This is a genomic window from Fulvimonas soli, from assembly GCF_003148905.1.
GTDB lineage: Bacteria > Pseudomonadota > Gammaproteobacteria > Xanthomonadales > Rhodanobacteraceae > Fulvimonas > Fulvimonas soli.
In genome coordinates, this window is record NZ_QGHC01000011.1 from 1 (window position 1) to 21,716 (window position 21,716).

General features: G+C 72.7%; 14 protein-coding genes and 2 pseudogenes. 5 read left to right on the top strand and 11 right to left on the bottom strand.

Features of this window, described 5'->3' with window-relative positions; all coding sequences use genetic code 11:
- The 5 genes and pseudogenes from C7456_RS17565 to C7456_RS13560 form a co-directional block, all read right to left on the bottom strand.
- A pseudogene (locus C7456_RS17565) lies at positions 1-228 on the bottom strand (hypothetical protein); the annotation flags it as partial.
- A gap of 193 nt (positions 229-421) precedes the next feature.
- A complete protein-coding gene (locus tag C7456_RS13545; protein ID WP_109724360.1) occupies positions 422-2,386 on the bottom strand; it encodes a CocE/NonD family hydrolase in 1,965 nt (654 codons plus the stop codon).
- 145 nt (positions 2,387-2,531) lie between these two features.
- Positions 2,532-3,128 carry an OmpA family protein gene (locus tag C7456_RS13550; RefSeq protein ID WP_109724361.1) on the bottom strand — a complete coding sequence of 199 codons (597 nt, stop codon included), beginning with the start codon at positions 3,126-3,128 and terminating at the stop codon, positions 2,532-2,534.
- A 256-nt stretch (positions 3,129-3,384) separates the two neighbouring features.
- Complete coding sequence (locus C7456_RS13555) at positions 3,385-5,160, bottom strand: acyl-CoA dehydrogenase C-terminal domain-containing protein (protein ID WP_109724362.1); 1,776 nt, start codon at positions 5,158-5,160, stop codon at positions 3,385-3,387.
- A 31-nt stretch (positions 5,161-5,191) separates the two neighbouring features.
- Complete coding sequence (locus tag C7456_RS13560; protein WP_109724405.1) at positions 5,192-5,671, bottom strand: hypothetical protein; 480 nt, start codon at positions 5,669-5,671, stop codon at positions 5,192-5,194.
- 367 nt (positions 5,672-6,038) lie between these two features.
- Between C7456_RS13560 and C7456_RS13565 the strand changes: the two genes are divergently transcribed.
- Both C7456_RS13565 and C7456_RS13570 read left to right on the top strand, forming a co-directional pair.
- Entirely contained in the window at positions 6,039-6,506 is a 468-nt protein-coding gene (locus C7456_RS13565; RefSeq protein WP_109724363.1) for an SET domain-containing protein, read from the top strand.
- Positions 6,507-6,604: 98 nt separating this feature from the next.
- Entirely contained in the window at positions 6,605-7,153 is a 549-nt protein-coding gene (locus C7456_RS13570) for a type 1 glutamine amidotransferase domain-containing protein (RefSeq protein WP_109724364.1), read from the top strand.
- A 368-nt stretch (positions 7,154-7,521) separates the two neighbouring features.
- Here C7456_RS13570 and fusA read toward each other — a convergent pair whose 3' ends face one another.
- Positions 7,522-9,561 carry an elongation factor G gene (fusA, locus tag C7456_RS13575; RefSeq protein ID WP_109724365.1) on the bottom strand — a complete coding sequence of 680 codons (2,040 nt, stop codon included), beginning with the start codon at positions 9,559-9,561 and terminating at the stop codon, positions 7,522-7,524.
- A gap of 575 nt (positions 9,562-10,136) precedes the next feature.
- Here fusA and C7456_RS17225 point away from each other — a divergent pair.
- The 3 genes from C7456_RS17225 (at position 10,137) to C7456_RS16865 (ending at position 13,750) form a co-directional block, all read left to right on the top strand.
- Positions 10,137-11,066 (top strand): hypothetical protein, encoded by a 930-nt coding sequence (locus C7456_RS17225; protein ID WP_211306326.1) that lies wholly within the window; start codon positions 10,137-10,139, stop codon positions 11,064-11,066.
- 228 nt (positions 11,067-11,294) lie between these two features.
- Positions 11,295-13,280: a hypothetical protein gene (locus tag C7456_RS13585; RefSeq protein WP_170120222.1), complete on the top strand. Its 1,986-nt coding sequence runs from the start codon at positions 11,295-11,297 to the stop codon at positions 13,278-13,280.
- Positions 13,281-13,423: 143 nt separating this feature from the next.
- The gene (locus C7456_RS16865) at positions 13,424-13,750 is read left to right on the top strand and encodes a hypothetical protein (RefSeq protein WP_146203584.1); all 327 of its coding nucleotides are present in this window, start codon (positions 13,424-13,426) and stop codon (positions 13,748-13,750) included.
- 84 nt (positions 13,751-13,834) lie between these two features.
- On the opposite strand, the gene C7456_RS13590 is transcribed toward C7456_RS16865, so the two are convergent.
- The 5 genes and pseudogenes from C7456_RS13590 to C7456_RS13610 form a co-directional block, all read right to left on the bottom strand.
- A complete protein-coding gene (locus tag C7456_RS13590; protein ID WP_109724366.1) occupies positions 13,835-16,093 on the bottom strand; it encodes a xanthine dehydrogenase family protein molybdopterin-binding subunit in 2,259 nt (752 codons plus the stop codon).
- Positions 16,090-16,608: a (2Fe-2S)-binding protein gene (locus C7456_RS13595; RefSeq protein WP_109724367.1), complete on the bottom strand. Its 519-nt coding sequence runs from the start codon at positions 16,606-16,608 to the stop codon at positions 16,090-16,092. The genes C7456_RS13590 and C7456_RS13595 overlap by 4 nt, the downstream gene beginning before the upstream one ends.
- 27 nt (positions 16,609-16,635) lie before the next feature.
- Positions 16,636-17,973 (bottom strand): annotated as a pseudogene (locus tag C7456_RS13600) (APC family permease).
- Between the two features lie 646 nt (positions 17,974-18,619).
- Positions 18,620-19,498 carry a PhzF family phenazine biosynthesis protein gene (locus C7456_RS13605; RefSeq protein ID WP_109724368.1) on the bottom strand — a complete coding sequence of 293 codons (879 nt, stop codon included), beginning with the start codon at positions 19,496-19,498 and terminating at the stop codon, positions 18,620-18,622.
- Positions 19,499-19,594: 96 nt separating this feature from the next.
- A complete protein-coding gene (locus tag C7456_RS13610; RefSeq protein ID WP_109724369.1) occupies positions 19,595-21,490 on the bottom strand; it encodes a S53 family peptidase in 1,896 nt (631 codons plus the stop codon).
- Between the last annotated feature and the right edge of the window lie 226 nt (positions 21,491-21,716).

The window sequence follows — 21,716 nt, forward strand, 5'->3', positions numbered from 1 at the left end:
ACCCGACTGCCCACCACCAAGGACCGTGACATCAACAGCCTGCTGCCACTGGCATAGCTGAGGTCCGGGGGTAGGTGGCTTCGGCGCACGCTTACAGCCATTGTCCGAGCGCAGCAGAAACGGCACCGGCACGTGCCCCAAGGTGCCGTAGTGGGTGATCAGCGCCTGCTCCAACGCCGCGGCGGCCGTGCTGACCTTCCCGCTGCGCGAGAGCTGCCAGCCCAGCAACTGCCGGGTGTGGCAGTCGATCGCCAGGGCCAGCGTCAGCCAGCCATCCCGGCCATGTCGCCCAGCGCTGATCTGGTGCGGTCGCTACCGACGGCAACGCCTCGATCCGCGGCCGCTTGCCTACTGCCCGTGAGCAGGAAATCACTGGGGCGTTACACAAGTTCTCCCATTGTCGGAGCAGCTGGGAGCGTGCCTACTTGCCCACCACCGGCAGCGCGATGAAGCTCGCCTGTCCCGGTGCGTGGTACACGCGCTGGGTGGCCTTCACGTAGTCGGCCGGCCTGGCGAAGAAGATGTTGTCCACGTAGGTCTGCGGGTTGCGGTCGTACAGCGGGAACCAGCTCGACTGCACCTGCACCATCAGCCGGTGGCCGGGCAGGAACACGTGGTTGGCGGCGGGCAGCGCGAAGCGGTAGTCCAGCGGCTGGCCGGCGGCCAGCGGCGCGGGCTTGTCGTAGCCCCCGCGGTAGCGGCCGCGGAAGATGTCCATCGCCACCGCGAGCTGGTAGCCGCCCATCGCCGGCTGCTCGGCCACCTGGTCGGGATAGACGTCGATCAGCTTCACCACCCAGTCGCTGTCGGTGCCGCTGGTGGCGGCGGTGAGGTGCACCTCGGGCGCGCCGGCGATGGCCAGCGGCGCGGTCAGCGGCGCGGAGACGTAGGTGAGCACGTCGGTGCGGCCCGAGGCCTCGCGCTGGTCGTCCACCAGCCACTCGGACCAGGTGAGGCCGTTGTCGTAGCCCACCGGCTGGATCGGCCGCGCGCGGAACGGCACCGGATGCGCGGGGTCGGAGACGTATTCGTCGTAGGCGCCGCCGCCGGCGGGCGCGTCGAAGCCGAGTTTGCCGCCCGGCTGCAGGTACAGCGCGCGGCTGGCCGTGGCGCAGCCGCTCTCGCAGGCCAGCGGCCAGCGGTCCAGCCGCTGCCACTGGTTGCTGCCGGTCTGGAAGGCGGTGACCGGGGCGAGGTCGGCCTTCGGCGCGTCGTCCTTGAGGTACTGCGCGAGGAACGGGCGCAGGATGTGCTCGCGGAAGTACCTGGCGGTGTCGCTGCCGAAGCGGATCGCGCCCAGCGAGGAGCCCTCCTCGATCTCCTGGCCGTGGTGCCACGGGCCCATCGCCAGCTTCACCATGTCGCCGTTCTTGTCCTTGGGCTTGATCGCGCGGTACACGGCGAGGTCGCCGTAGATGTCCTCCTGGTCCCACAGGCTGTGCACCAGCAGCACCGGCACCTTGAGCGGCTGCGCGGCGAGCACTTTGTCCATCGCCTGCTGCTGCCAGAAGGCGTCGTAGGCGGGATGCGCGACGAGCTTGTTCCAGAAGCCGAGCTGCTTCATGCCATAGGCCTCGCCCATCGCGCCGGCCGAGCCGTAGTGCATGAACAGGTCGTACTCGTCGTGGAAGCTGGTCCACCATTTCGTGCTGTTGTCGCGGGTGGCCTCCTGCTCGTAGATGTAGCTCAGGTTCTGCTGGCGGAAGGCGCCGTGGTGGAACCAGTCGTCGCCCATCCAGCCGTCCACCATCGGGTTCATCGGCACCGCCGCCTTCAGCGCGGGGTGCGGGTCCACCAGCGACATCAGCGGCTCGAAGCCGTCGTAGGAGATGCCGATGGTGGCGACGCGGCCGTTGCTCTCCGGCACGTGCTTCACCAGCCAGTCGATGGTGTCCCAGGTGTCGGTGGCGTCGTCCACCGGCGTGGGGTTGAGCGGGCCGTGCACCGGGCGGTTCATCACGTAGTCGCCCTCGCTGCCGTACTTGCCGCGGATGTCCTGCACCACGCGGATGTAGCCGTCCTCGACGATCACGTCGGCGGCGTTGTCGTAGCCCTGCAGCATCGGGCCGAGGTGGCCGCTGGGCGCGTGCGCGGTGAGCGCCTTGGCGTCGTAGGGCGTGCGGGTGAGCAGGATGCCGGCGCGCCGCGCGCCCCTGGGCAGCAGGATGAGGGTGTGCAGCTTCACCCCGTCGCGCATCGGGATCATCACCTCGCGCATGTCGTAGTCGAAGCTGCTGGTGACGGGCACGAACTTCGCCGGCGTTTCGCTGGGGTAGTCGGGATACCTGGCCTGCCGCGCATCCGCCGCGGGAGTCCGGCCCAGGGCCAGGAGCAGCAGGGCGAAGGCGGATGCCAGCGCGCCGCGGCGCGCGAGAAGGCGACTCATCGTGGAACTCTCCCCTGGTGGACAAGCCGGCCTAGCCTAGCGCGTGGGGAGTGCGATGGCGCATGCCGCGCCGTGGATCGCGGCCCGCATGCACGAACGCCCGGCACGGGCCGGGCGTCCGCGGTGGCGAAGCGCTGGCGGGCGGTCAGGACGAGGCCGACGCCGCGCCGGCGCCGACGGAGTCGACCGTCAGCGAGACGCGGCGGTTGTCCGCGCCGTTCTCGCGCACGGCGCCCTTGGCCACCTGGCGGTTGCGGGCCTCGCCGTAGCTGACCGCGCGCACCTTGTCGGCGGACAGGCCGCTGCTCACCAGGAAGTCGCGCACCGCCCTGGCGCGCTCCATGCCGAGCCGCTGGTTGTAGCCGGCCGGACCGGCCGGGTCGGCGAAGCCTTCCACCGTGACCAGCACGTCGGGGTGGTACTTGGCCAGCGTCTGCGCGAAGTTCTGCAGCGCCGGCTTGTCCTGCTCGCGCAGGGTCGAGCTGTTGAAGTCGAAGTGCGCCACCGTGTCCACGCTCACGCGGCCCTGCAGGCTGGTGATCTGCGCGTCGTACTTGGAGAACTGCTCCTGCATCTGCTGCTTGATCGCGTCGATCTGCTGCTGCTGGTCCTGCTGCTTCTGCTGCAGCTGCTGGATGGCGGCGTCGAAGTCGGTGCGCTTGACGTAGCTGGAGCAGCCGGCCAGGCCGACGGCGAGCAGGGCCGCGGCCAGCGCTGCGGTGCGGGGAACATGGAGGGTCATCGCCGGTCTCCTTGGATGCGCGCCCGCGTTCGCAAGCGACAGCCAGGCGCGGGCGGTGGTGGGAAGGGAGCGTTCGGAAAGCTGCCGCATTCCCGGGACCGTAGCCGATGTGGCCGGACGAACCCACCCCGTCGCGCGCGCCTGCTGCGCTTGCGTTCAGCAGCGTGAAGGCCGCATGCGCGCCACGTTGCGCGCGCGGAAAAAAGCGAGGCCCGGCGTTGCGGCCGGGCCTCGCGTCGCGTCCGGGCCGAATCGGTTACGCGATCTCGGGCAGCGTCGCCACGCCGGCCTCGATGCCGGCCTTGTGCGCGTGGATGCGTGGCAGGATGCGCGCGAAGTAGAACGTCGCGGCGTCGCGCTTGGCCTGCTTGAACGCGGCGCCCCGGCCGCCCGCCTCCGCGGCCGCCACGCTGCGCGCCCAGAAGTAGGCCAGCGTGACGTAGCCGGAGTAGTACAGGTAGTCGTTGGCGGCCGCGCCCAGCTCCTCCGGGTTGGCCTGCACGCGCTGCGCCAGCTGCTGGGTCAGCTCGCCCCATTGCCTGGCGGCGGCCGCGAGCGGGCCGACGAACGGGCGCAGCGCCTCGTCCTGGCCATGCGCCTGGCAGAACGCGCCGATCTCGTCGAGGAAGTGCCTGAAGCCCACGCCCTTGAGCTGGAGGATCTTGCGGCCCAGCAGGTCCGCGGCCTGGATGCCGGTGGTGCCCTCGTACAGGGTGATGATGCGCGCGTCGCGCACGAACTGCTCCATGCCGTTCTCGCCGATGTAGCCGTGGCCGCCGTACACCTGCAGCGCCTCCTTGGTGCACTCCTGCGCCAGCTCGGTCACCACGCCCTTGGCGATCGGGATCAGGAAGGCGAGCAGCTCGCCGGCCCGCTGCCGCTCGGCCGGGTCGGCGGCGCGCGCCTCGAGGTCGGTCTGCAGCGCGGCGTACAGCACGATCAGGCGCGAGCCTTCCACGAAGGCGCGCTGGGTCAGCAGCATGCGCCGCACGTCCGGGTGCACCAGCAGGTTGTCGGCGGGCTTGTCCGGCAGCCTCGGGCCGGACAGCGCGCGGCCCTGCAGGCGCTCGCGCGCGTAGTTGAGGCTGTTCTGGTACGCGCGCTCGGACAGCGCCAGGCCCTGCACGCCCACCGCCAGGCGCGCCGCGTTCATCATGGTGAACATCGCGGCGAGGCCCTTGTTCGGCTGGCCGATCAGGTAGCCCTCGGCGCCGTCGAAGTTCATCACGCAGGTGGAGCAGCCGTGCAGGCCCATCTTGTGCTCGATGGCGCCGGCGCTCGCCGCGTTGCGCTCGCCCGGCGAGCCGTCGGCGTTCACCTTGAACTTGGGCACGATGAACATCGAGATGCCGCGGCTGCCGGCCGGCGCGTCGGGCAGGCGCGCCAGCACCAGGTGCACGATGTTCTCGGCCAGGTCGTGCTCGCCCGCGCTGATGAAGATCTTGGTGCCGGTGATGCGGTAGCTGCCGTCGGCGGCAGGCTCGGCGCGGGTCTTGAGCAGGCCGAGGTCGGAGCCGGCCTGCGGCTCGGTGAGGCACATGGTGCCGGTCCAGCGGCCTTCCACGATGGGCTTCAGGTAGACGTGCTGCTGCTCCTCGGTGCCGTGCAGCTCCATCGCGTGGCAGGCGCCCTCGGAGAGCAGCGGGTACAGGCTCCAGGCCAGGTTGCCGCTCTGGAACAGCTCGGTGGTGGCGGTGCCCATCACCGCCGGCAGCGCCTGGCCGCCGAACTTCTCGGGCATGGTGAGGCCGGCCCAGCCGCCCTCGGCGAAGGCCTTGAACGCCTCCTTGAAGCCCTTGGGGGTGGCGACGGTGCGCGTTTCCTTGTCGTAGCGGCAACCCTCGGCGTCGCCGCTCTCGTTGGTCGGCGCCAGCACCTGCTCGCTCAGCCGGGCGGCCTCCTCCAGCACGGCGTCGAGCAGGTCGCGGGTGTGGCCCTCGCCGCCCTGCAGCCGGGTGAGCACGGCCTCGGCGCCGAGCACGTCGAAGAGGGCGAAGCGCTGGTCGTCCAGCGGGGCCTTGTAGATGGTCATGGCTAGGGTTCCTTGCGGTCGAGGCGGGAAATCAGCGGTAGGTGTCGGCGATGCCGGGCACCGGCGAGAGCCAGTCGTTGCCGTGGAAGGGGAAGTCGCGCGGCTTGTCCTCCTTCTCCGGCGTGGCGGTGGCGGTGCCGCTCACGCTGTAGGCGAGCGAGCCGGCGCTGCCCTTGGCGTCGATCGCGCGCAGCGCGGCGCTCATCTCGGGCGTGGGCAGCACGTCCAGCTCCAGCACGTCGCCGGCCAGCGCGGGGATGTCCAGGTCGAAGCGCGCGTGCAGCCGCACCGGCACCAGCTGGGCCACCTGCAGCTCGCCCTCGATGGCGCTGAAGTCCATGCCGGCGTAGCTGTTGTTCTGGATGCGCACGGCGAGGTGCCAGCGCCCGTCCGGCCGCACCTGCAGCTGCTGCACGCTCAGCGACGGCGGGAACACGCTCTTGCGCGGTGGCCCGCAGGCGATCAGGCCCAGGCAGAGCAGGGTGGGGATGATCCAGCGCAGAAGACGCATCGCGGCCTCCAAACGATCGTTTGAACGGTCGATTCTAACCGCGATTCGGGACGGGGGTGATAGCGCCGGCCCGATGCCGGTCACCATCCCGGCGAAAGCCGGGATCCGGAGGCTTCGGGCGGCCGGAAGCAAAGGCGCTGGGTTCCTGCTTGCGCAGGAATGCCGGCGCTTGCCAATCGTCAGCCGGGATCCAGCGACTTCGGGCGGCCGGAAGCAAAGGCGCTGGATTCCTGCCTGCGCAGGAATGACGGCACCGGAATCCGGCGCATCCATGGCGAACGCAGCCGGCGGAAGCACGCGGCCGGTTTCGCGGCAACGCACGAACAGGCATGATCGGACTTTCGCCTTCTCCGAGGATATCCGCCGCATGCCACGCCGCTTCGTCGCCCGCCGCTCGCCCATCCACGGCAACGGCGTCTTCGCCACCGCCCCGATCAAGAAGGGCGAGGAGATCATCGAGTACAAGGGCACGCTGATGACCCACGCGGAGGCCGACGCGATGTACGGCGACGGCGGCGAGACCGGCCACACCTTCCTGTTCACCCTCAACGACCAGTACATCGTCGACGCCAACCGCAAGGGCAACACCGCGCGCTGGATCAACCACAGCTGCGACCCGAACTGCCGCGCGCTGATCGAGGAGAGCGCGGACGGTGACCCGCGCAAGGACCGCGTGGTGATCGAGGCGATCCGCAACATCAGGCCGGGCGAGGAGCTGACCTACGACTACGGCATCACCCTGGACGTGCCGCACACGCCGCGGCTGAAGAAGCTGTGGAAGTGCCTGTGCGGCTCGCCCAGGTGCACCGGCACGCTGCTCAAGCCCAAGCGCTGAGCGGCACGGGCGCGGCCGTCACGCCGCGCTGATCCGGTGCACACCCGGCCTGCATCGCCGGCCTGCCACGCTGGCGGCTCCATCCGGAGGGCCAAGCGATGAACGAGCCGAAACGATTGCAGGGGCGCGCCGTCGCCATCCTCGCCACCGACGGCTTCGAGTACTCGGAGCTGACCGAGCCCAGGCGCCTGCTGGAGGAGGCGGGCGCCGCGGCCAGGGTGATCGCGCCGGACGGCGCGGACGCGATCAGGGGCTGGAAGGGCGGCGACTGGGCGGACGAAGTGAAGGTGGACCTGCCGCTGTCGCAGGCGCGCGCCGCCGACTTCGACGCGCTGGTGCTGCCCGGCGGCGTGCTCAATCCCGACAAGCTCCGCCTGAAGCCGGAGGCGATCGAGCTGGTCCGCCGCTTCGGCGCCAGCGGCAAGCCGATCGCGGCGATCTGCCACGGGCCGTGGACGCTGATCGACGCGGGCCTGGCCAAGGGCCGCCACGTCACCTCCTGGCCCTCGCTGCGCAGGGACCTGGAGAACGCCGGCGCGCAATGGGAGGATGGCGAGGTGGTGCGCGACGGCCCGCTGATCACCAGCCGCAGGCCGGGCGACATACCCGCATTCACCCGGGCGCTGATCGAGGCACTGGCGGGATAGGCGGCCTCTCACTTCGGCTCTCTACCCGGGGGGAGAGAAAGCAGGGGCGAATGGAGCCGGTTGCAAGCCTGTTTTGCCTCTCTTGCCACATGCGCAAGCGTGAATCCACCGCCCACCGCCATGGCTCCCTCTCCCCTCCGGGGAGAGGGTTGGGGTGAGGGGACGCACGTGCCGCGTTCTTCCCGACGAAGCCTGCCCGCCGAAAGTGGAACGTTGCCGCGAGCCCCGGCCCCTCACCTCGGTCCTCTCCCCGGAGGGGAGAGGAAGCCCGGGGCGAATGGAGCTGGTCGCCATCCCATGCCTTGCCGGAGATCCCCTGTCGGAGCCCGAAACGCACTGGTGGGAAAGCCAAGAACGCACAGACGCCCTCAGTCCTCCTCCACATGCGGCTTCCACGCCTCGCTGAGCTGCTTCTGCACCGGCGGCGGCACCGGCTCATAGTGGCTGAGGTCGAGGCTGTAGCGGCCGCGGCCGCCGGTCATCGCCTTCAGCTCGGTGGGGTAGTCGGTCAGCTCGGCCAGCGGCGCCTGCGCGCGGATCACCAGCTCGCCGCCGCGCCGCGCGTCGGTGCCCAGGATGCGCGCGCGCTTGCCCGCCAGGCCGCCGGTGACGTCGCCCACGTTCGCCTCCGGGATCGCCACCTCCACGTCCACGATCGGCTCCAGCACGATCGGCCGCGCCTTGCCCACCGCGTCGAGGAAGGCCTTCTTGCCCGCGCTGACGAAGGCCACCTCCTTGGAGTCGACCGGGTGGTACTTGCCGTCGTACACCGTCACGCGCAGGTCCTGCATCGGGTAGCCGGCCACCGCGCCGCGCTCCATCGCCTGGCGCACGCCCTTCTCGATGGCCGGCAGGAACTGGTTGGGGATCACGCCGCCCTTCACCTCGTCGACGAACTCGAAGCCGCCGCCGCGCTCCAGCGGCTCCACGCGCAGGAACACCTCGCCGAACTGGCCCGCGCCGCCGGTCTGCTTCTTGTGCCGGTGGTGGCCGTCGGCGCGCGCGGCGATGGTCTCGCGGTAGGCGATGCGCGGCGGGTGCGTCACCACCTCCACGCCGTAGCGCTCGCGCATGCGCTCCAGCATCACCTTCAGGTGCAGCTCGGAGAGGCCGCGCACCACCGTCTCGTTGAGCTCCTTGTGGTGCTCGACGCGCAGGCACGGGTCCTCCTCGGCCAGCCGCAGCAGCGCCTGCGAGAGCTTCTGCTCCTGGCCCTTGTGCTTCGGCTCCAGCGCCAGGCCGAACATCGGCTGCGGGAAGTGCGGCGGCGCCAGGCGGATGCGGTCCTCCTCGTGCGAGTCGTGCAGCACGGCGTCGAAGTGGATCTCCTCCACCTTCGCCACCGCGGCGATGTCGCCGGGGATCGCCCGCTCGATCTCCACGTGGTTCCTCGCGTTGAGGCGGAACAGGTGGCCGACCTTGAACGGCTTGCGGCCGTCGTCGACGTAGAGCTGGCTGTCGCGGCGGATGGTGCCCTGCCACACGCGGAACACGGAGAGCTTGCCGACGAAGGGGTCGTTGACGATCTTGAACACGTCGGCGACCACGTGCCGGCCCGGGTCGGCGCTCACCGCGATCGGCGCGCCGCCGGCGTCGAGGAAGGGCGGCGGGTTGCCCTCGGCGGGGTTGGGCAGCAGCCGCTCGGCCAGCTCCAGCAGCTCGGCCACGCCCGCGCCGGTGCGCGCGCTGACGAAGCACACCGGCACCAGGTGGCCCTCGCGCAGGCACTGCTCGAAGGCGTCGTGCAACTGCTCGCGGGTCAGCGCGCCCTCGCCGGCGTCGAGGTAGCGGTCCATCAGCTTCTCGCTGACCTCCACCACCTGGTCGAGGATGCGCTGGTGCGCCTCGGCCAGCGAGGAGAGATCGGTGGCGCCCTCGGCGTGGAAGAAGCAGTCCAGCACGCGCCGGCCGCCGTCGGCGGGCAGGTTCACCGGCAGGCACTCGGGGCCGAACTCCTCGCGCAGCGCCTCGGCCAGCGCGGGCAGGTCCGCGCCCTCGGCGTCGATCTTGTTGACCACCAGCAGCCGCGCCAGGCCGCGCTCGCGCGCGTGCTCCATCATGCGGCGGGTGCCGTGCTCGACGCCGTTGGCGGCGTTCACCACCACCGCCACCGTCTCCACCGCGGCGAAGGCCGACAGCGTGCCGCCGCGGAAGTCCGGGTAGCCGGCGGTGTCGATCAGGTTGATGTGGCAGCCGCCGCGGTCGATGCCGGCGATGCAGCTGTCGATGGAATGGCCGCGCGCCTTCTCCTGCGCGTCGGTGTCCGACTGCGTGGTGCCGCGCTCCACCGAGCCCTGCGTCTGGATCACGCCGCCGGCGTGCAGCAAGGCCTCGAACAGCGTGGTCTTGCCGGCGCCGGCATGGCCGGCGAGCGCGATGTTGCGGATGTTTTCCGTGCTGTACGACACGATGCGACCCTCCTTTGGCGGAGGCGCGGACTCGCATCGGCATGAGCGGCGCCGCACGAGGCCGCGCGTGGCGGCTGACGATGGCGGGCCGTCATGGTCGTCCGGGCGCCGTGCGGCGACGGGGGCGGTCATGGCGGGAAGGCGGCGGGCGCCGCGCGCATAGCCTTGTGCCATCGCGTGGCCCGGTCAAGCTGCATTGCGGGGCGGGGAACCCGCGGCGCGTCCGTCGGTCCCAGCAAGCGTACGAAGCTCCCTCCCGGCTTCCATCCCAGGACGGGGACCCCTGTCGGGAGCCGCCGCGGTTCCGCCGCGGCTCTTCCCCCCGCCCGCGGGGAGCCGGGAGGGACCCTGCCTGCGGCCGTGCGCCGCGGCTGGGGTGCGCCCGGCCGCCGCGGCGCACGGCTGCGCTTCGGAAACGATTCAAGCGGCGGGCGCCATGCTGACGGCCGGACATCCACCACGCGAGGGACATCGCCATCGTTTCGCCGCCGCCGGTCGAACACCATCGCGGGGCACCGCCCGCCCGGCGCGGGCTGGCGCCGCTGGACGCGGACACCGGCGCGCGGCTGCGCGCGATGCGCTGGCGCGCGCCGCCCGGCCGGCGCCACGGCCTGCCGGCGCTGGCGATCGTGCTGGCGCTGCACGCGCTGTTCGCGCTGGTGGTGTGGATCGAGATGCGGCCGCCGGCATCGCGCGAGGTGGTGCACGCGCGGCTGGACGACGCGCTGCGGGTGCGCTTCATCGTCGCGGCCAAGGCGCCGCCGCCGTCGCCCGTGCCGCCGCCCGCGCCGGTCCGGCCGCCTGCGCGCCCGTCGCCATCGCCGCCCGCGCCGCCGCCGTCGCGCGAGCCGCCGGCGAAGGACGCGATGACCGTGACGCTGCCGCCCGCGCCGCGCCTCTACGACCGCAACGGCCAAGTGCTGCTGCCTGCCGCGCCGTCCAGCGCGCCGCCCGCGCCGGACTACGTGCAGCGCCTGCCGCAGGGCGACATGCAGGTGATGCGCCACGACAGCCCGGTCGAGTACAAGGCCACGCGCTTCGCGCAGGACTGGGGCAAGGGCGGCGGCGCAGTGACGCGCGCGCTGGAGAAGGCGGTGGAGAAGACCACGCTCGAGACCACCATCCGCCTGCCGCGCGGCGTGCGCATCCACTGCGCGGTCAGCCTGGCGGCGCTGGCCGGCGGCTGCGGCGGCGATCCGCCACCGCCGCCGTCGAAGAAGGATGGCGACGAGCGCCTCAGCATGGCCCCGGCCAGGCCGCTGGCCGCCGGTCCGACGCCCCCCGAGGGACCTGGTGAGGCCCAGTGCATCGCGCTCTACCGCAACGGCAAGCCGTTGCCCCACGGCTGCCCGGTGGACACGCCCAACCGCGCGGTGGACGCGGAGATCCGCGACTGCGTAGAGCGCTACCGCGCCGGCAAGCGCCTGCCCACCTGGTGCCCCGCCGACACGCCGCGCCGCGCGGCATCCGCACCCGCCGCCGCATCCTCCGCACCCGGCAAATAGCCATCCAAAACACGCACGACCACCGCCTTGCCCCCTCTCCCCTCCGGGGAGAGGGCCGGGGTGAGGGGTCACCCTTGCGACCAGCCCGAACCAGACCGCGCGAACCTCACCGCCTGCATCGCCCGACCCGCATCGACGAGGCACCCCCAGAAAAGCTCTCCCCGCCGCCGCCCTCCGATCCCCCTCGCAGCGGCCGACCCATCCCCGTCTCCCGCTACACTCGCCGCCATGCCCATGCCCCCCGCGGAGAAGCCATCCGGTTCGCGCGTCGTGACCCTGCTGCCTTCGCCGCGGGAGGCGGCGCAGCGCGCCCTGGTCTACCGCCGCCGCCGCGCCGAGCGGCCGCGCGAGCGCGGCCTGCGCATCGCCGCCTTCGTCGGCACGCTGCTGGTGCACCTGCTGGTGCTGGTCGGGGCGATCCTCGGCCCCGCCTACGAGCTGGTCGAGCCGCCGCCGCAGAACGCCGAGCCGCTGCAGGTGCGCCTGATCACCCATGCGCCCGAACCGCCGCCGCCCCCGCCGCCGGTGCGCGGCCTGCCGCCACGCAAGCCGGGCCCGACCCATCGCGGCAGCGCGGTGCCGAACGCGCCGCGCCGCGTCGAGCGCAGCGCCGCCGCGCCGGCCGTCGCCGCGCTGCAGCCGGTGCCCGTGCCCGCGCCGCAGCCGCCGGTGATCACCGTCACCGCGGAGCCCGCCACCATCAAGCTCGCCCCGGTCGCCGCGCCGCGCCCGCCGGCGAGCCTGCCCAGGCCGAAGCCCTCGCCCGAGCTCAAGCCGGTGCCGCTGGCCGGCGAGCCGCCGCAGGTCGCGCTGGACACGCCGCCGGTGCCCAAGCCGGTGCCGCCGAAGTTCCAGCCCGAGCCGATGCGCAAGCCGCAGCCCGAAGGCAACCAACCGTTGCAGACGCCGCCCTCGCTCACCCTGCCCGAACTGCCCGCGCAGGCGCCGCCCGCGGTGAGCGCGCCGAGCATCGCGCTCGACGCCACGCCGCCCAAGCCGGCGGTTACGCCGAGCACGATGGCGCTGGCGCAGCCGGAATCGCCGGCTTCGCCGCCCACGCAGGAACTCGAGGCCGTGCCGCTGCCCGCGCAGCTGGCGCCGCAGGTGAACCTGCAGCCGCAGCTCAGCGCGCCTGCGCCCAGCGTGCCGCGCGAGCGCACGCAGGTGCAGGCGCCGACGATCCGCCTGGCCGAGCCCGAGCTGGCTCCGGTGCCCGCTGCCGAACAGGCGCCGTCAGTGCAGGTGGAACGTCCCGCGGCGCCCAGCCTGGACACCCGCACGATCCAGGCGCCGCGCCCCAGCCTGCCGGCGATCGCGCGTCCGCAGCTCAGCGTGGCGAGCGAACCCTCGTCCAGTAGGGGGGAGGAAGCGGCCAAAGCGCCGGCCGCGAACAGCGAAGCGCAGGCGTCGTCGGTGGCCGCGCCGGAGAACGCCGCCGCCGAATCCTCCGCGAAAGGCGCACAGGAAAGCAGCGCACCCCAGACCACGCCGCAGGGCAGCGAAACCGCCACGCCCGGCCAGCCCGAGGGCACCGCCAATGCCGCGCCTTCCGCCAACGCCAACGCCAATGGCCAAGCCACGCCGTCGCCGGCGCACGGCCGCGGCAGCGAAGGCGAGGGCAAGCTCGGCGAGCACGCTCAGGCCGGCGCCGCCGAGGGCGCCGAGAAGGGCCGCTTCGGCAGCTACATCCAGCTGCAGCCGCACGGCGACACGCAGATCATGGAGCACCGCGCGCCCAACATCGGCTACCGGCCCACCCGCTTCGAGCAGGACTGGACGCCGGAAGGCGAAAGCTCCATCGACACCGCGCTGCGCCGCGCGGTGGAGAAGACCACCATCAAGCACACCTTCCACCTGCCGCGCGGCGTGCGGGTGGAATGCAAGCTGCTGCCGTTGATGCCGGTCGCGCTGTTCGGCTGCGACAACCCCGACCCACCGCCCCGGCCGGTGGCCGACAAGGTCTACGAGCGCATGCACCTGGCCCCGGCCAACCCGCTGCTGCCGCTCGCCGACGCCACGGGCGCCCCCGCGTCGGCCGCCACGGCGGCCGCGCCGATCAAGCTGGACGACAGCGCCGAATGCGCCGCCGCCCGCGTGGCGGGCGGGCCGCTGCCGCCGGGGTGCGCGACGGAAGCGGCCGCGCCGGTCCGGCCGGCACTGGCGGCGCCGGCACGGTCGTCGAGTTCGTGGGTGCCGGCGAGCGACCAGTTCTGACCGGTTTCCGACGCAATGATCCTGCCCCTGTTTCTCGGACCCCCGGATAAGCAATTCATCACGCGTGAGCAGGCGAATTGCACGAGTTCGAATTATTTCGTGTCGCTTAATCCGGTGTCCGAAATTCGGGGGCAAGATCACACATGACGGTAAGCAGATGCGTCATCCACACCTTGTTGGTACTTGGCCTGTGGCTGGGATTGGGGTTGCAAGCGCGGACGCAGACGCGGACGGTGCATTACTACTACACCGACCCGCAGGGCACGCCGCTGGTGAAGGCGCACGCGCAGGGCAACGTCATCGCGCGAGACGAACCGGGACTACGTGTGGCTGGGCGACTTGCCGGTGGCGGTGTGGACGCCAGCGGTGGCACGGCGACGGTGAGCCATGTACATGCGGATAGGCTAGGCACATCGCGGGCCATCACTTCGCACAAGTTGCGTGCATTGCGACGGGCACGAATCATCTAATCGAGTGGCAGTCGGGATGCAGAGCGGCGACGCCAACGGCAGCACTATGGCGTAGCAGGGGGATGTTTGGCTATTGCGCCAGGGCTAGAGCATCCTCAACAACTCCCTCATCAACGGCAGCCTGCGCACCCGCACCGCACTGACGCGGAACACCGCGTTGGCCAGCGCCGGGGCGGCGGTGGGCATGGCGAGGAAGCTGGCGCCGCTGGGCGGGAGGTTCTCGCCGGGGACGACGATCACCTCCACCTCGCGCGGCAGCTGGGCCATGCCGGCGAGCGGGTAGTCGCGGTAGCTGTGCTGCTGGATGCGGCCGTCCTTGAAGGTGACGCCGAGGTTGAGCGCGGTGCCCAGCGCGTCCAGCGTGGCGCCGGCGACCTGGCCTTCCAGGCCGGTGGGGTTGATCACGCGGCCCACGTCCACCGCGCACACGGCGCGCCGGATGCGCAGGTCGTTGCCGTCCAGCGCGGCCTCGATCGCGTGCGCCACGTAGGCGTCGCCGATGCGCCAGCAGGCCAGGCCCAGGCCGTTGACGCTGTGCAGCCAGTTCTGCTTCCAGCCTATGCGGTCGGCGACCAGCCTGAGCACGTTGAGCAGGCGGCCGGTGTCGAGCACGTGCCCGTCGCCCAGCGCGACCTGCCGCGGCTCGCCGAGCAGGCGCAGGCGGGTGTCGAGCGGGTCCTCCTTCATCGCGTGCGCCAGCTCGTCGACGAAGCTTTCCACCGCGAAGGCGTTGGAGAGGTGCGGCATGCCGCGCTGCGCGCCGCGCGGGATGGCCGACTGCAGCGCGCACCAGTCGCTGCGGTAGCTGGGCACCAGGCCGGCGGGCAGCTGGTCGGCGGCCACCTCGGAAGTCCACAGGCGATCGTCCGGCACGCCGCGGCGGGCGAGGGCGGAGGCGCTCGCGGTGCGCTGCGTCCAGGCGATGACGTTGCGCTTGCGGTCCACCACCGCGCTGATCTTGTGCGCCGAGCCGGGGCGGTAGACGTCGTGGGCGAGGTCCTCGCCGCGCGTCCACAGCAGGCGCACCGGCCTGCCGGCGGCCTGCGCCAGCAGCACGGCCTCGGCGACGTAGTCGTGGTCGAGCCGGCGGCCGTAGCCGCCGCCCACGCGCGGCACCTGGATCCGGATCTGCTCGGGCGCCAGGCCGGTGAGCCGGCGCACCACCGTCCACGCCTGCTGCGGCGCCTGGGTGGGCACCACCAGGGTGGCGCGGTCCTTCTCCAGCCGCACCAGGCAGTTCATCGGCTCGGGCGTGGCGTGCGCCAGCCAGGGCAGGACGTAGCTGGCCTCCAGCCGGCGCGCGGCCTTCTTGCCGGCGGCGTCGACGTCGCCGTCGTTGCGCACGCGCACGGCGGCGGCGGTCTTGTCGTCGAGCAGCGCCACGGCCTGCTGCTCCAGGTCGGCGCTGTTCTCGCCGCCGCTGGGGCCGGGCTTCCAGTCGAGCTTGAGCTTGTCGCGGCCCTGCAGCGCGGCCCAGGTGTCTTCGGCGAGCACCGCCACCGCGGGCGCCAGCACGGTCTGGCCGAGCGGCTGGCTCGGCTCGGGCCGAAGCTGCACCACCTTCACCACGCCCTTCACCGCCAGCGTGGCGGCGGTGTCGATGGCGGCGAGGGTGCCGTCCGGCCAGGGGCAGTGACTGAGCACCGCGACCAGTTCCTCGGCGAAGCGGTGATCGCTGGCGAAGCGCAGCTGGCCGGTGACGATGGCGCGCGCGTCGGCGTCGCCCGCGGGCTGGCCGATCAGCGCGTAGCGCTCGGGCTGCTTCACCGGCACCGGCGCGGGCGGCGGCGCGACCTTGGCGGCCGCGGCGGCGAGCGCGCCGTAGCCGAGCCGGCGGCCGTCCGGCGCGATCACCAGGCCGGACTGCGCGCGCAGCTGGTCGGCGGGCACGCCGAGCTGGCGCGCCGCGGCCTGCAGCAGCAGCCAGCGCGCCAGCGCGCCGGCCTGGCGCAGGTCGGCCCAGGCGGCCGGCACCGTCTCGCCGGCGCCGCCGCGCTGGTGGCCGTAGGTCCAGGCCGGCTGGCCGTCGCGGTTCTGCACGCCCAGGCCCAGCGGCAGCACGGCGACGCGCTGCCAGTCGGCGTCCAGCTCGTCGGCGATGATGCGCGCGACGGCGGTGGCGCCGCCGGTGCCGGTCTCCGGGTCGCGCGTGCCGATCAGCACGGCGCCGTCGGCGTCGATGCGCACGAAGGCGCCCAGGCTGCGGTAGTCGTCGCCGAGCAGGCCGGGCGGCAGCGGCGCGTCGTCGGCACGGGCCTCCGCCAGCGGCAGGCCCACGACCAGCGCGCCGGCACTGCCGGCCAGCACCTTGAGGAATCGGCGGCGCGAGAGGTCGGCGCTCATGCCTTGCCTCCGTTGGCGGCGCGCTTGATCGCGCGGCGCACGCGCGCGTGGCAGCCGCAGCGGCACAGCACCGGCAGCTGGTCGATGTCCTCGTCGCTCGGGCGGGGCTTGCGGTTGAGCAGCTCGACGCCGGCGATCAGCCAGCCGGGCGTGCAGTAGCCGCAGCCGATCGCGTCCTCGTCGACGAAGGCCTGCTGCAGCGGGTGCAGCGAGCCGTCGGCACCGGCCAGGCCCTCCACCGTGACCACGCGCCTGCCGGCCAGCGCGGCCATCGGCTGCGCCAGCGCGGGCACCGCCTTGCCGTCCACCAGCACCAGGTCGGCGCCGCTGTGGTCGCCGCCGTACTTGGTGCCGGTCAGGCGCAACACGTCGCGCAGGTACCACAGGAGCGGCATCGAGGGATCGCCGGTGTGGCGGTAGCGCTCACCGTTGATCTCCAGCTCGATGCCGGCGCGGACCGGCTCCGGGACGATCCGTCCGGCCGGCTCCGCCGGCACGCCCTGCGCTTGCGCCATCAGTCATCTCTCCCAGGCTGAACGCGCCTATTGTGGCATCGCGCCGCCCGTCTGGCCCGCGTCGCGGCTGAACAGGCGGCGCCAGATGGCGTAGACCGGCACGCCGGCCAGCATGATCAGCACGCCGATGCCGGCGTCGCGCGGGCGGCTGCGCATGGTTTCCAGCACCACCCAGCCCACCGCGCCGACGAACAGCAGCGGCAGCCACGGGTGGCCCGGCACCTTGAACGCCGCGTCGCCGCCACGCCGCCGGTACCAGAACAGCGTGGCCACGCCGGCGGCGCAGGCCAGCCAGTCGCCGAAGGTGGCGTAGTCCAGCAGCTGTCCTTAGCTGCCCGAGAGCAGCAGCACCACGGTCCAGCCGGCGAGCAGCAGCAGCGCGAGGTTGGGCGTGCGGTGGCGCGGGTGCAGCCGGCCCACCGCGCGGAAGAACAGCCCGTCCGCGCCCATCACCTGCAGCACGCGCGCGCCGGCGACCAGGGTGATGTTGCAGAAGCCCAGCGCGGAGACGGCGATGCCGAGCGCGATGATCCGCGCGCCGGCCGGCCCGGCCACGCGCTGCATCACTTCCGCCGCGGGCGCGCTGCTGGCGGCGAGGCCGGCGTGGCCGAGCACCGCGAGGTAGGCCACGTTGACCAGCGCGTAGGCGGCGATCACCGCCAGCATGCCCAGCAGCAGCGCGCGCGGCAGCGTGCGCTGCTGGTCGTCCACCTCGCCGGCGAGGTTGTTGAGGTAGGTGAAGCCCGAATAGGCGAACAGCACCGGCAGCGCCGCGCCCATGAAGCCGGCGTCCGCGCGCGCCGGGTCGGCCGCCAGCACCGGCTGGCCGCGCCCGGCCAGCAACAGCCCGCAGGCCACCAGCGCCGCCACCGCCAGCAGCTTGAGCAGGGCGAACAGGTTCTGCACCCGCGCGCCCAGGCGCAGCCCGAACAGGTTGGTGCTGGCCACGAACGCCAGCGCGCCCGCCGCCAGCGGCAGCGCCATGGCGGCGGGCAGGCCGAAGGCGGCGCAGGCGTAGCTGGCGAAGATCGTCGCCACCGCCGCGGTGGAGCCGGAGTAGATCACCAGCAGCATGGTCCAGCCGAACAGGAAGCCGGCCAGCGGCCCGAACGCCTCGCGCAGGTAGACGTAGGTGCCGCCCGCCTGCGGCCGGCGCGCGCCGAGCTCGGCGTAGCACAGCGCGCCGGCCAGGGTGAGCAGCCCCGCGCCCACCCACATCGCCAGCAGCGCCAGGCCCGAGCCGGTGCGCTGCGCGGCGATGCCGGGGTTGAGGAAGATGCCGCCGCCGATGATGCCGCCGACCACCACCAGCGCGGCGTCGAGCGGGCGGAGACGGCGCAGGTAGCCGCGGTCGTGGTCGGTCATGGCGTCGGCGCGGGCGGAGAGGCGGGCAAGCATGGCCGGCGGCGCGCGGGCGGGCAAGGGTGGTGGCCTCGTGGCGACGCTGCGGCAGGGCGGGGAGGAAAGGCACTGGATTCCCGCTTGCGCGGGAATGACGTCGAGGGAGGGTCAGGAGTCGCCGCAGAGACGCACTCCACACGCCTCGTCATTCCCGCGCAAGCGGGAATCCAGCGCCTCTTTCGACGCACCGCGGTGAATCGCTGCCGCGGCGGATGCGGTGGAAAGCCCGGTAACCACCGCCCGGATACGCGCCCCCCACGTTCCGTCATCCCGCGCAAGCGGGCATCCAGCGTTTCTTTCGACGCACCGCGGTGAATCGCTGCCGCGGCGGATGCGGTGGAAAGTCCGGTAACCACCGCCCGGATACGTGCCCCCCACGTTCCGTCATTCCCGCGCAAGCGGGCATCCAGCGCCTCTTTCGACGCACCGCGGTGAATCGCTGCCGCGGCGGATGCGGTGGAAAGCCCGGTAACCACCGCCCGGATACGCGCCCCCCACGTTCCGTCATTCCCGCGCAAGCGGGCATCCAGTGCCTCTTCGACGCGCCGCGATGGATCGATGCGCCACGGTGGACACCACCCGCGCGGGCGCGTCTCCGGCCCCGCCGTCGCTACAGCCGCAGCTCGCCGCGCACGCCCACGGCGCAGGCGCCGCCGATGGTGATCGCGCCGGTGGCCGCGTCGCGCGCCACGTCCACGTAGCCGTCGCAGTCCACCTCGCGGCCCTGGCTGGCGCGGTAGCGCAGGCCATAGCCGTCCGGGTCGCCCGCGGCGGCGAGCATCGCCATGATCGCGGCGTTGGCGCTGCCGGTGACCGGGTCCTCGGGGATGCCGTCGGCGGGGCAGAAGGCGCGCACCGCCATCGCCGCGCCGCCGCCGGTCTCGCGGCCGAACACGGCCACGCCGATGGCCGATTGCGCCTGGCACAGCGCGGCGACCGCCGGCAGGTCCGGCCGCAGCGCGCGCACGCGGGCGGCCTCGCGCAGGTCGCAGAGCAGCCAGTGCGGGCCGTTGTCGACGCGCTGCAGCCGCGCCGCCGCGGGCAGGCCGTGCAGGGCGCGGTCCAGCGCCTGCCGGGTTTCCGCGGCCACGGCGTGCACGCGCGCCGGCGGCGCCTGCACGTGCACGATGCGCCCCGCGCCGTCGCCTTCCACATGCACCGGCAGCAGCCCGGCGGCGCATTCCTGCACCAGCGTGGACTGGCCGGCCGGCACCAGGCCGGCCTCGATCGCGGCGTAGGCGCTGCCCACGCTGGGATGGCCGGCGAAGGGCAGCTCCTGGCGCGGGGTGAAGATGCGCACGCGGTAGTCGGCCGCCGCCGTGGCGGGCGGCAGCAGGAAGGTGGTCTCGGAAAGATGGGTCCAGCGGGCGAACGCCTGCATGGTCGCCGCGTCCAGCCCGTCGCCGTCGATCACCACCGCCAGCGGGTTGCCGCCGAGCAGGCGGCGGGAGAACACGTCGAGCTGCATGAAGCGGCGGGAGCGGGGCATGGCGCGTTCCGGAGCGGGAAGGCGCCAGACCATGGCATCGCCGGGGACGGGAGGCAAGGCGGCCGGCCCGCGGAGCGCGGGCCGGCCGCGGGAGGCTCAGAAGCCGCTGCGCAGGAACAGGTCCAGGTTCGCCACGTTCAGCGTGCCCAGGCCGGCGCCGGGGTTGTAGCGCGGCTCGCCGTAGTAGAACCAGTTGTCGCCGGTGGTGACCTTGTCGAAGGCCGACCACTTGCCGTAGCCGAACAGGCCCTGCAGCAGGTACAGGCGCGGGTTCCACAGGCCGATGCGGTGGTGCGTGCTCTGCTTCAGCAGCGCGCTGATGCCGTTGAGCTGCGGCGCCACGAAGCTGGTGCCGCCGGAGCTGTAGAAGCCGCCCTGCCAGTAGAGCAGGTAGCCGGTCTCCGGGTCGGCGTTCAGCGCGACGTCCGGCACGTTGCGGCCGGCGAAGCGGGCGGGCAGCTTGAGGTAGGTGTACGGGCCGCTGTCCGGGTCGTTGTAGACCAGCGACTGGTTCTTCTCGCTCAGGCGCACGCCGTTGGTGAACAGCTGGTACAGCGGCGTGCGCCAGTACACGCTGACGCCGCCGCCGCCGCCCACCGAGAACACCGTGTCGCGGCTGGGCACGAAGGGCAGCAGGTAGTCCCAGCCCCATACGCTTTCCTTGTCGATCGACAGCACCACGTCGCCGGCCGAATCGACGAACTTCACCGGCACGGTGGTGCCGCCGGCGGCGGTGATGTACGGGTCGGAGGCGGGCGAGTCCACCGTCAGCGGCGCGCTGAACTCGCCGGGGCCGTCGCCGGTGCCCAGCGGGCGCACGGTGTCGTAGGCGCCGGAGTCGCCGCTGGCGGCGAACAGCGACTGCCCCTGCACGGCGGCCTCCAGGAAGATCTGGTGGTAGGCCTGCAGGTCGCCCACGTCGCTGGTGTCGTGCGCGTTGCCGCCGTTCAGCGCGGCGAAGTTGAAGATCTCCGCCAGGCCCCAGCTGGTGGAGATGCTGTCGGCCTTGTTGTCCGACACCGCGCGGGCGAAGGCGTCGACGAAGCCGGAGCCGGCGTTGGGCGCGTCGTACACGATGATGTCGGCCTGCGGCGCCAGGCCGCCGGCCTGCTGCACGTCCAGCGTGGTCTCGTCGCTGCCGTTGCTGCCGCCGCCGCCGTCGACGTGCACCTGGGAGATGCGGTTGGGCTTGGTCTGCAGCCCGATCGCGTCCCAGTACGCCTGCGCGTCGGCCGGGTCGAAGTTGGCCAGGGTCACGATCGCCACGGTCGAGCCCTTGCCGGTGATGCCGCGCTGGTACAGCGGGTTGATGTTGTAGAAGTCGGCCACGTCGCCCACGGTGTACTCGCCGGGGATGCCGGTGGAGGTGGGGTTGCCGGCGGCGGCCGTCGCGGTCTGCGCGCGCAGCGCGGTGGGCTGGTTGCGCACCGTCAGGTTGACCGTGCGCGGCGCGGTGGTGTGGTGCGGCAGGAACTGCCGCTCGTTGCTGAGGCCGCTCGCCGTCAGCACGCTGTCGCCCAGCCCGACCGGAATGGCCAGCGGCCTGGCCGGGCGGTGGAAGCGCCGCCCGTTGCGCGACACGTAGGTGTGGATCGGGGTGCCGAACAGCTGGCTGAACTGGCCGATCGTGCCGCTGACCGAGATCACCATGTGGTTGTCCAGCACCTCGCCCTGCAGGCCCTGCCTGGCGAGGAAATCCTGCACGCGCTTGATCTGCGCGTCGGTGGCGCCGTAGCGCCGGGCGAACTCGGCGGTGCTGAGGAACTTCTGGAAGTAGGGGCTGCCGGGGGTGGCGGTCTGCTGGGCGTAGGCCTCCAGCGCGGCCTGGTCGCGCAGGCGCAGCACCAGGCTGACGGTGACCTTCTGGTCGCTGGCCGCCAGGCCCTGGTCGAGTTCCTCCTGCAGGCCGGTCGCCGCGGCCGAGGCGGCGGCGCCGGCGAGCAGGGCCGCCAGCGCGATGGAAAGAGCCTTCCGGTGCGATTTCACGAGCATGTGCGTTCTCCCTGAAAGTGGTCAGGGCTGGCGCAGGGGCGGCCGCCGGCCGCCGCGGAGGGACGGGCACGGCATCGCATCCCGGCGCAAGCCGCAAGCGAGTCACGAAAAAAGTCTTTCCCCAGCGACGTCGTCAGCCCCCCTGACGACCGGCGTTGCGCCGCTGCGGCCACCCTAATCTGCCGGGGCGGCGCGCGCAAATGCCGATCGGTGGATGCGGGGCTGC

What these genes read in the sequence shown, in the direction of transcription:
- C7456_RS13565 (WP_109724363.1), top strand. Translation starts at nt 6,039, where the DNA reads ATGCCACGCCGCTTCGTCGCCCGCCGCTCGCCCATCCACGGCAACGGC.
- C7456_RS13590 (WP_109724366.1), bottom strand. Translation starts at nt 16,093, where the DNA reads ATGAGCGCCGACCTCTCGCGCCGCCGATTCCTCAAGGTGCTGGCCGGC.
- C7456_RS13560 (WP_109724405.1), bottom strand. Translation starts at nt 5,671, where the DNA reads ATGCGTCTTCTGCGCTGGATCATCCCCACCCTGCTCTGCCTGGGCCTG.
- C7456_RS13595 (WP_109724367.1), bottom strand. Translation starts at nt 16,608, where the DNA reads ATGGCGCAAGCGCAGGGCGTGCCGGCGGAGCCGGCCGGACGGATCGTC.
- C7456_RS13545 (WP_109724360.1), bottom strand. Translation starts at nt 2,386, where the DNA reads ATGAGTCGCCTTCTCGCGCGCCGCGGCGCGCTGGCATCCGCCTTCGCC.
- C7456_RS17225 (WP_211306326.1), top strand. Translation starts at nt 10,137, where the DNA reads ATGCGCTGGCGCGCGCCGCCCGGCCGGCGCCACGGCCTGCCGGCGCTG.
- C7456_RS13605 (WP_109724368.1), bottom strand. Translation starts at nt 19,498, where the DNA reads ATGCCCCGCTCCCGCCGCTTCATGCAGCTCGACGTGTTCTCCCGCCGC.
- C7456_RS13555 (WP_109724362.1), bottom strand. Translation starts at nt 5,160, where the DNA reads ATGACCATCTACAAGGCCCCGCTGGACGACCAGCGCTTCGCCCTCTTC.
- C7456_RS13550 (WP_109724361.1), bottom strand. Translation starts at nt 3,128, where the DNA reads ATGACCCTCCATGTTCCCCGCACCGCAGCGCTGGCCGCGGCCCTGCTC.
- C7456_RS13585 (WP_170120222.1), top strand. Translation starts at nt 11,295, where the DNA reads ATGCCCATGCCCCCCGCGGAGAAGCCATCCGGTTCGCGCGTCGTGACC.
- C7456_RS13610 (WP_109724369.1), bottom strand. Translation starts at nt 21,490, where the DNA reads ATGCTCGTGAAATCGCACCGGAAGGCTCTTTCCATCGCGCTGGCGGCC.
- C7456_RS16865 (WP_146203584.1), top strand. Translation starts at nt 13,424, where the DNA reads ATGACGGTAAGCAGATGCGTCATCCACACCTTGTTGGTACTTGGCCTG.
- C7456_RS13570 (WP_109724364.1), top strand. Translation starts at nt 6,605, where the DNA reads ATGAACGAGCCGAAACGATTGCAGGGGCGCGCCGTCGCCATCCTCGCC.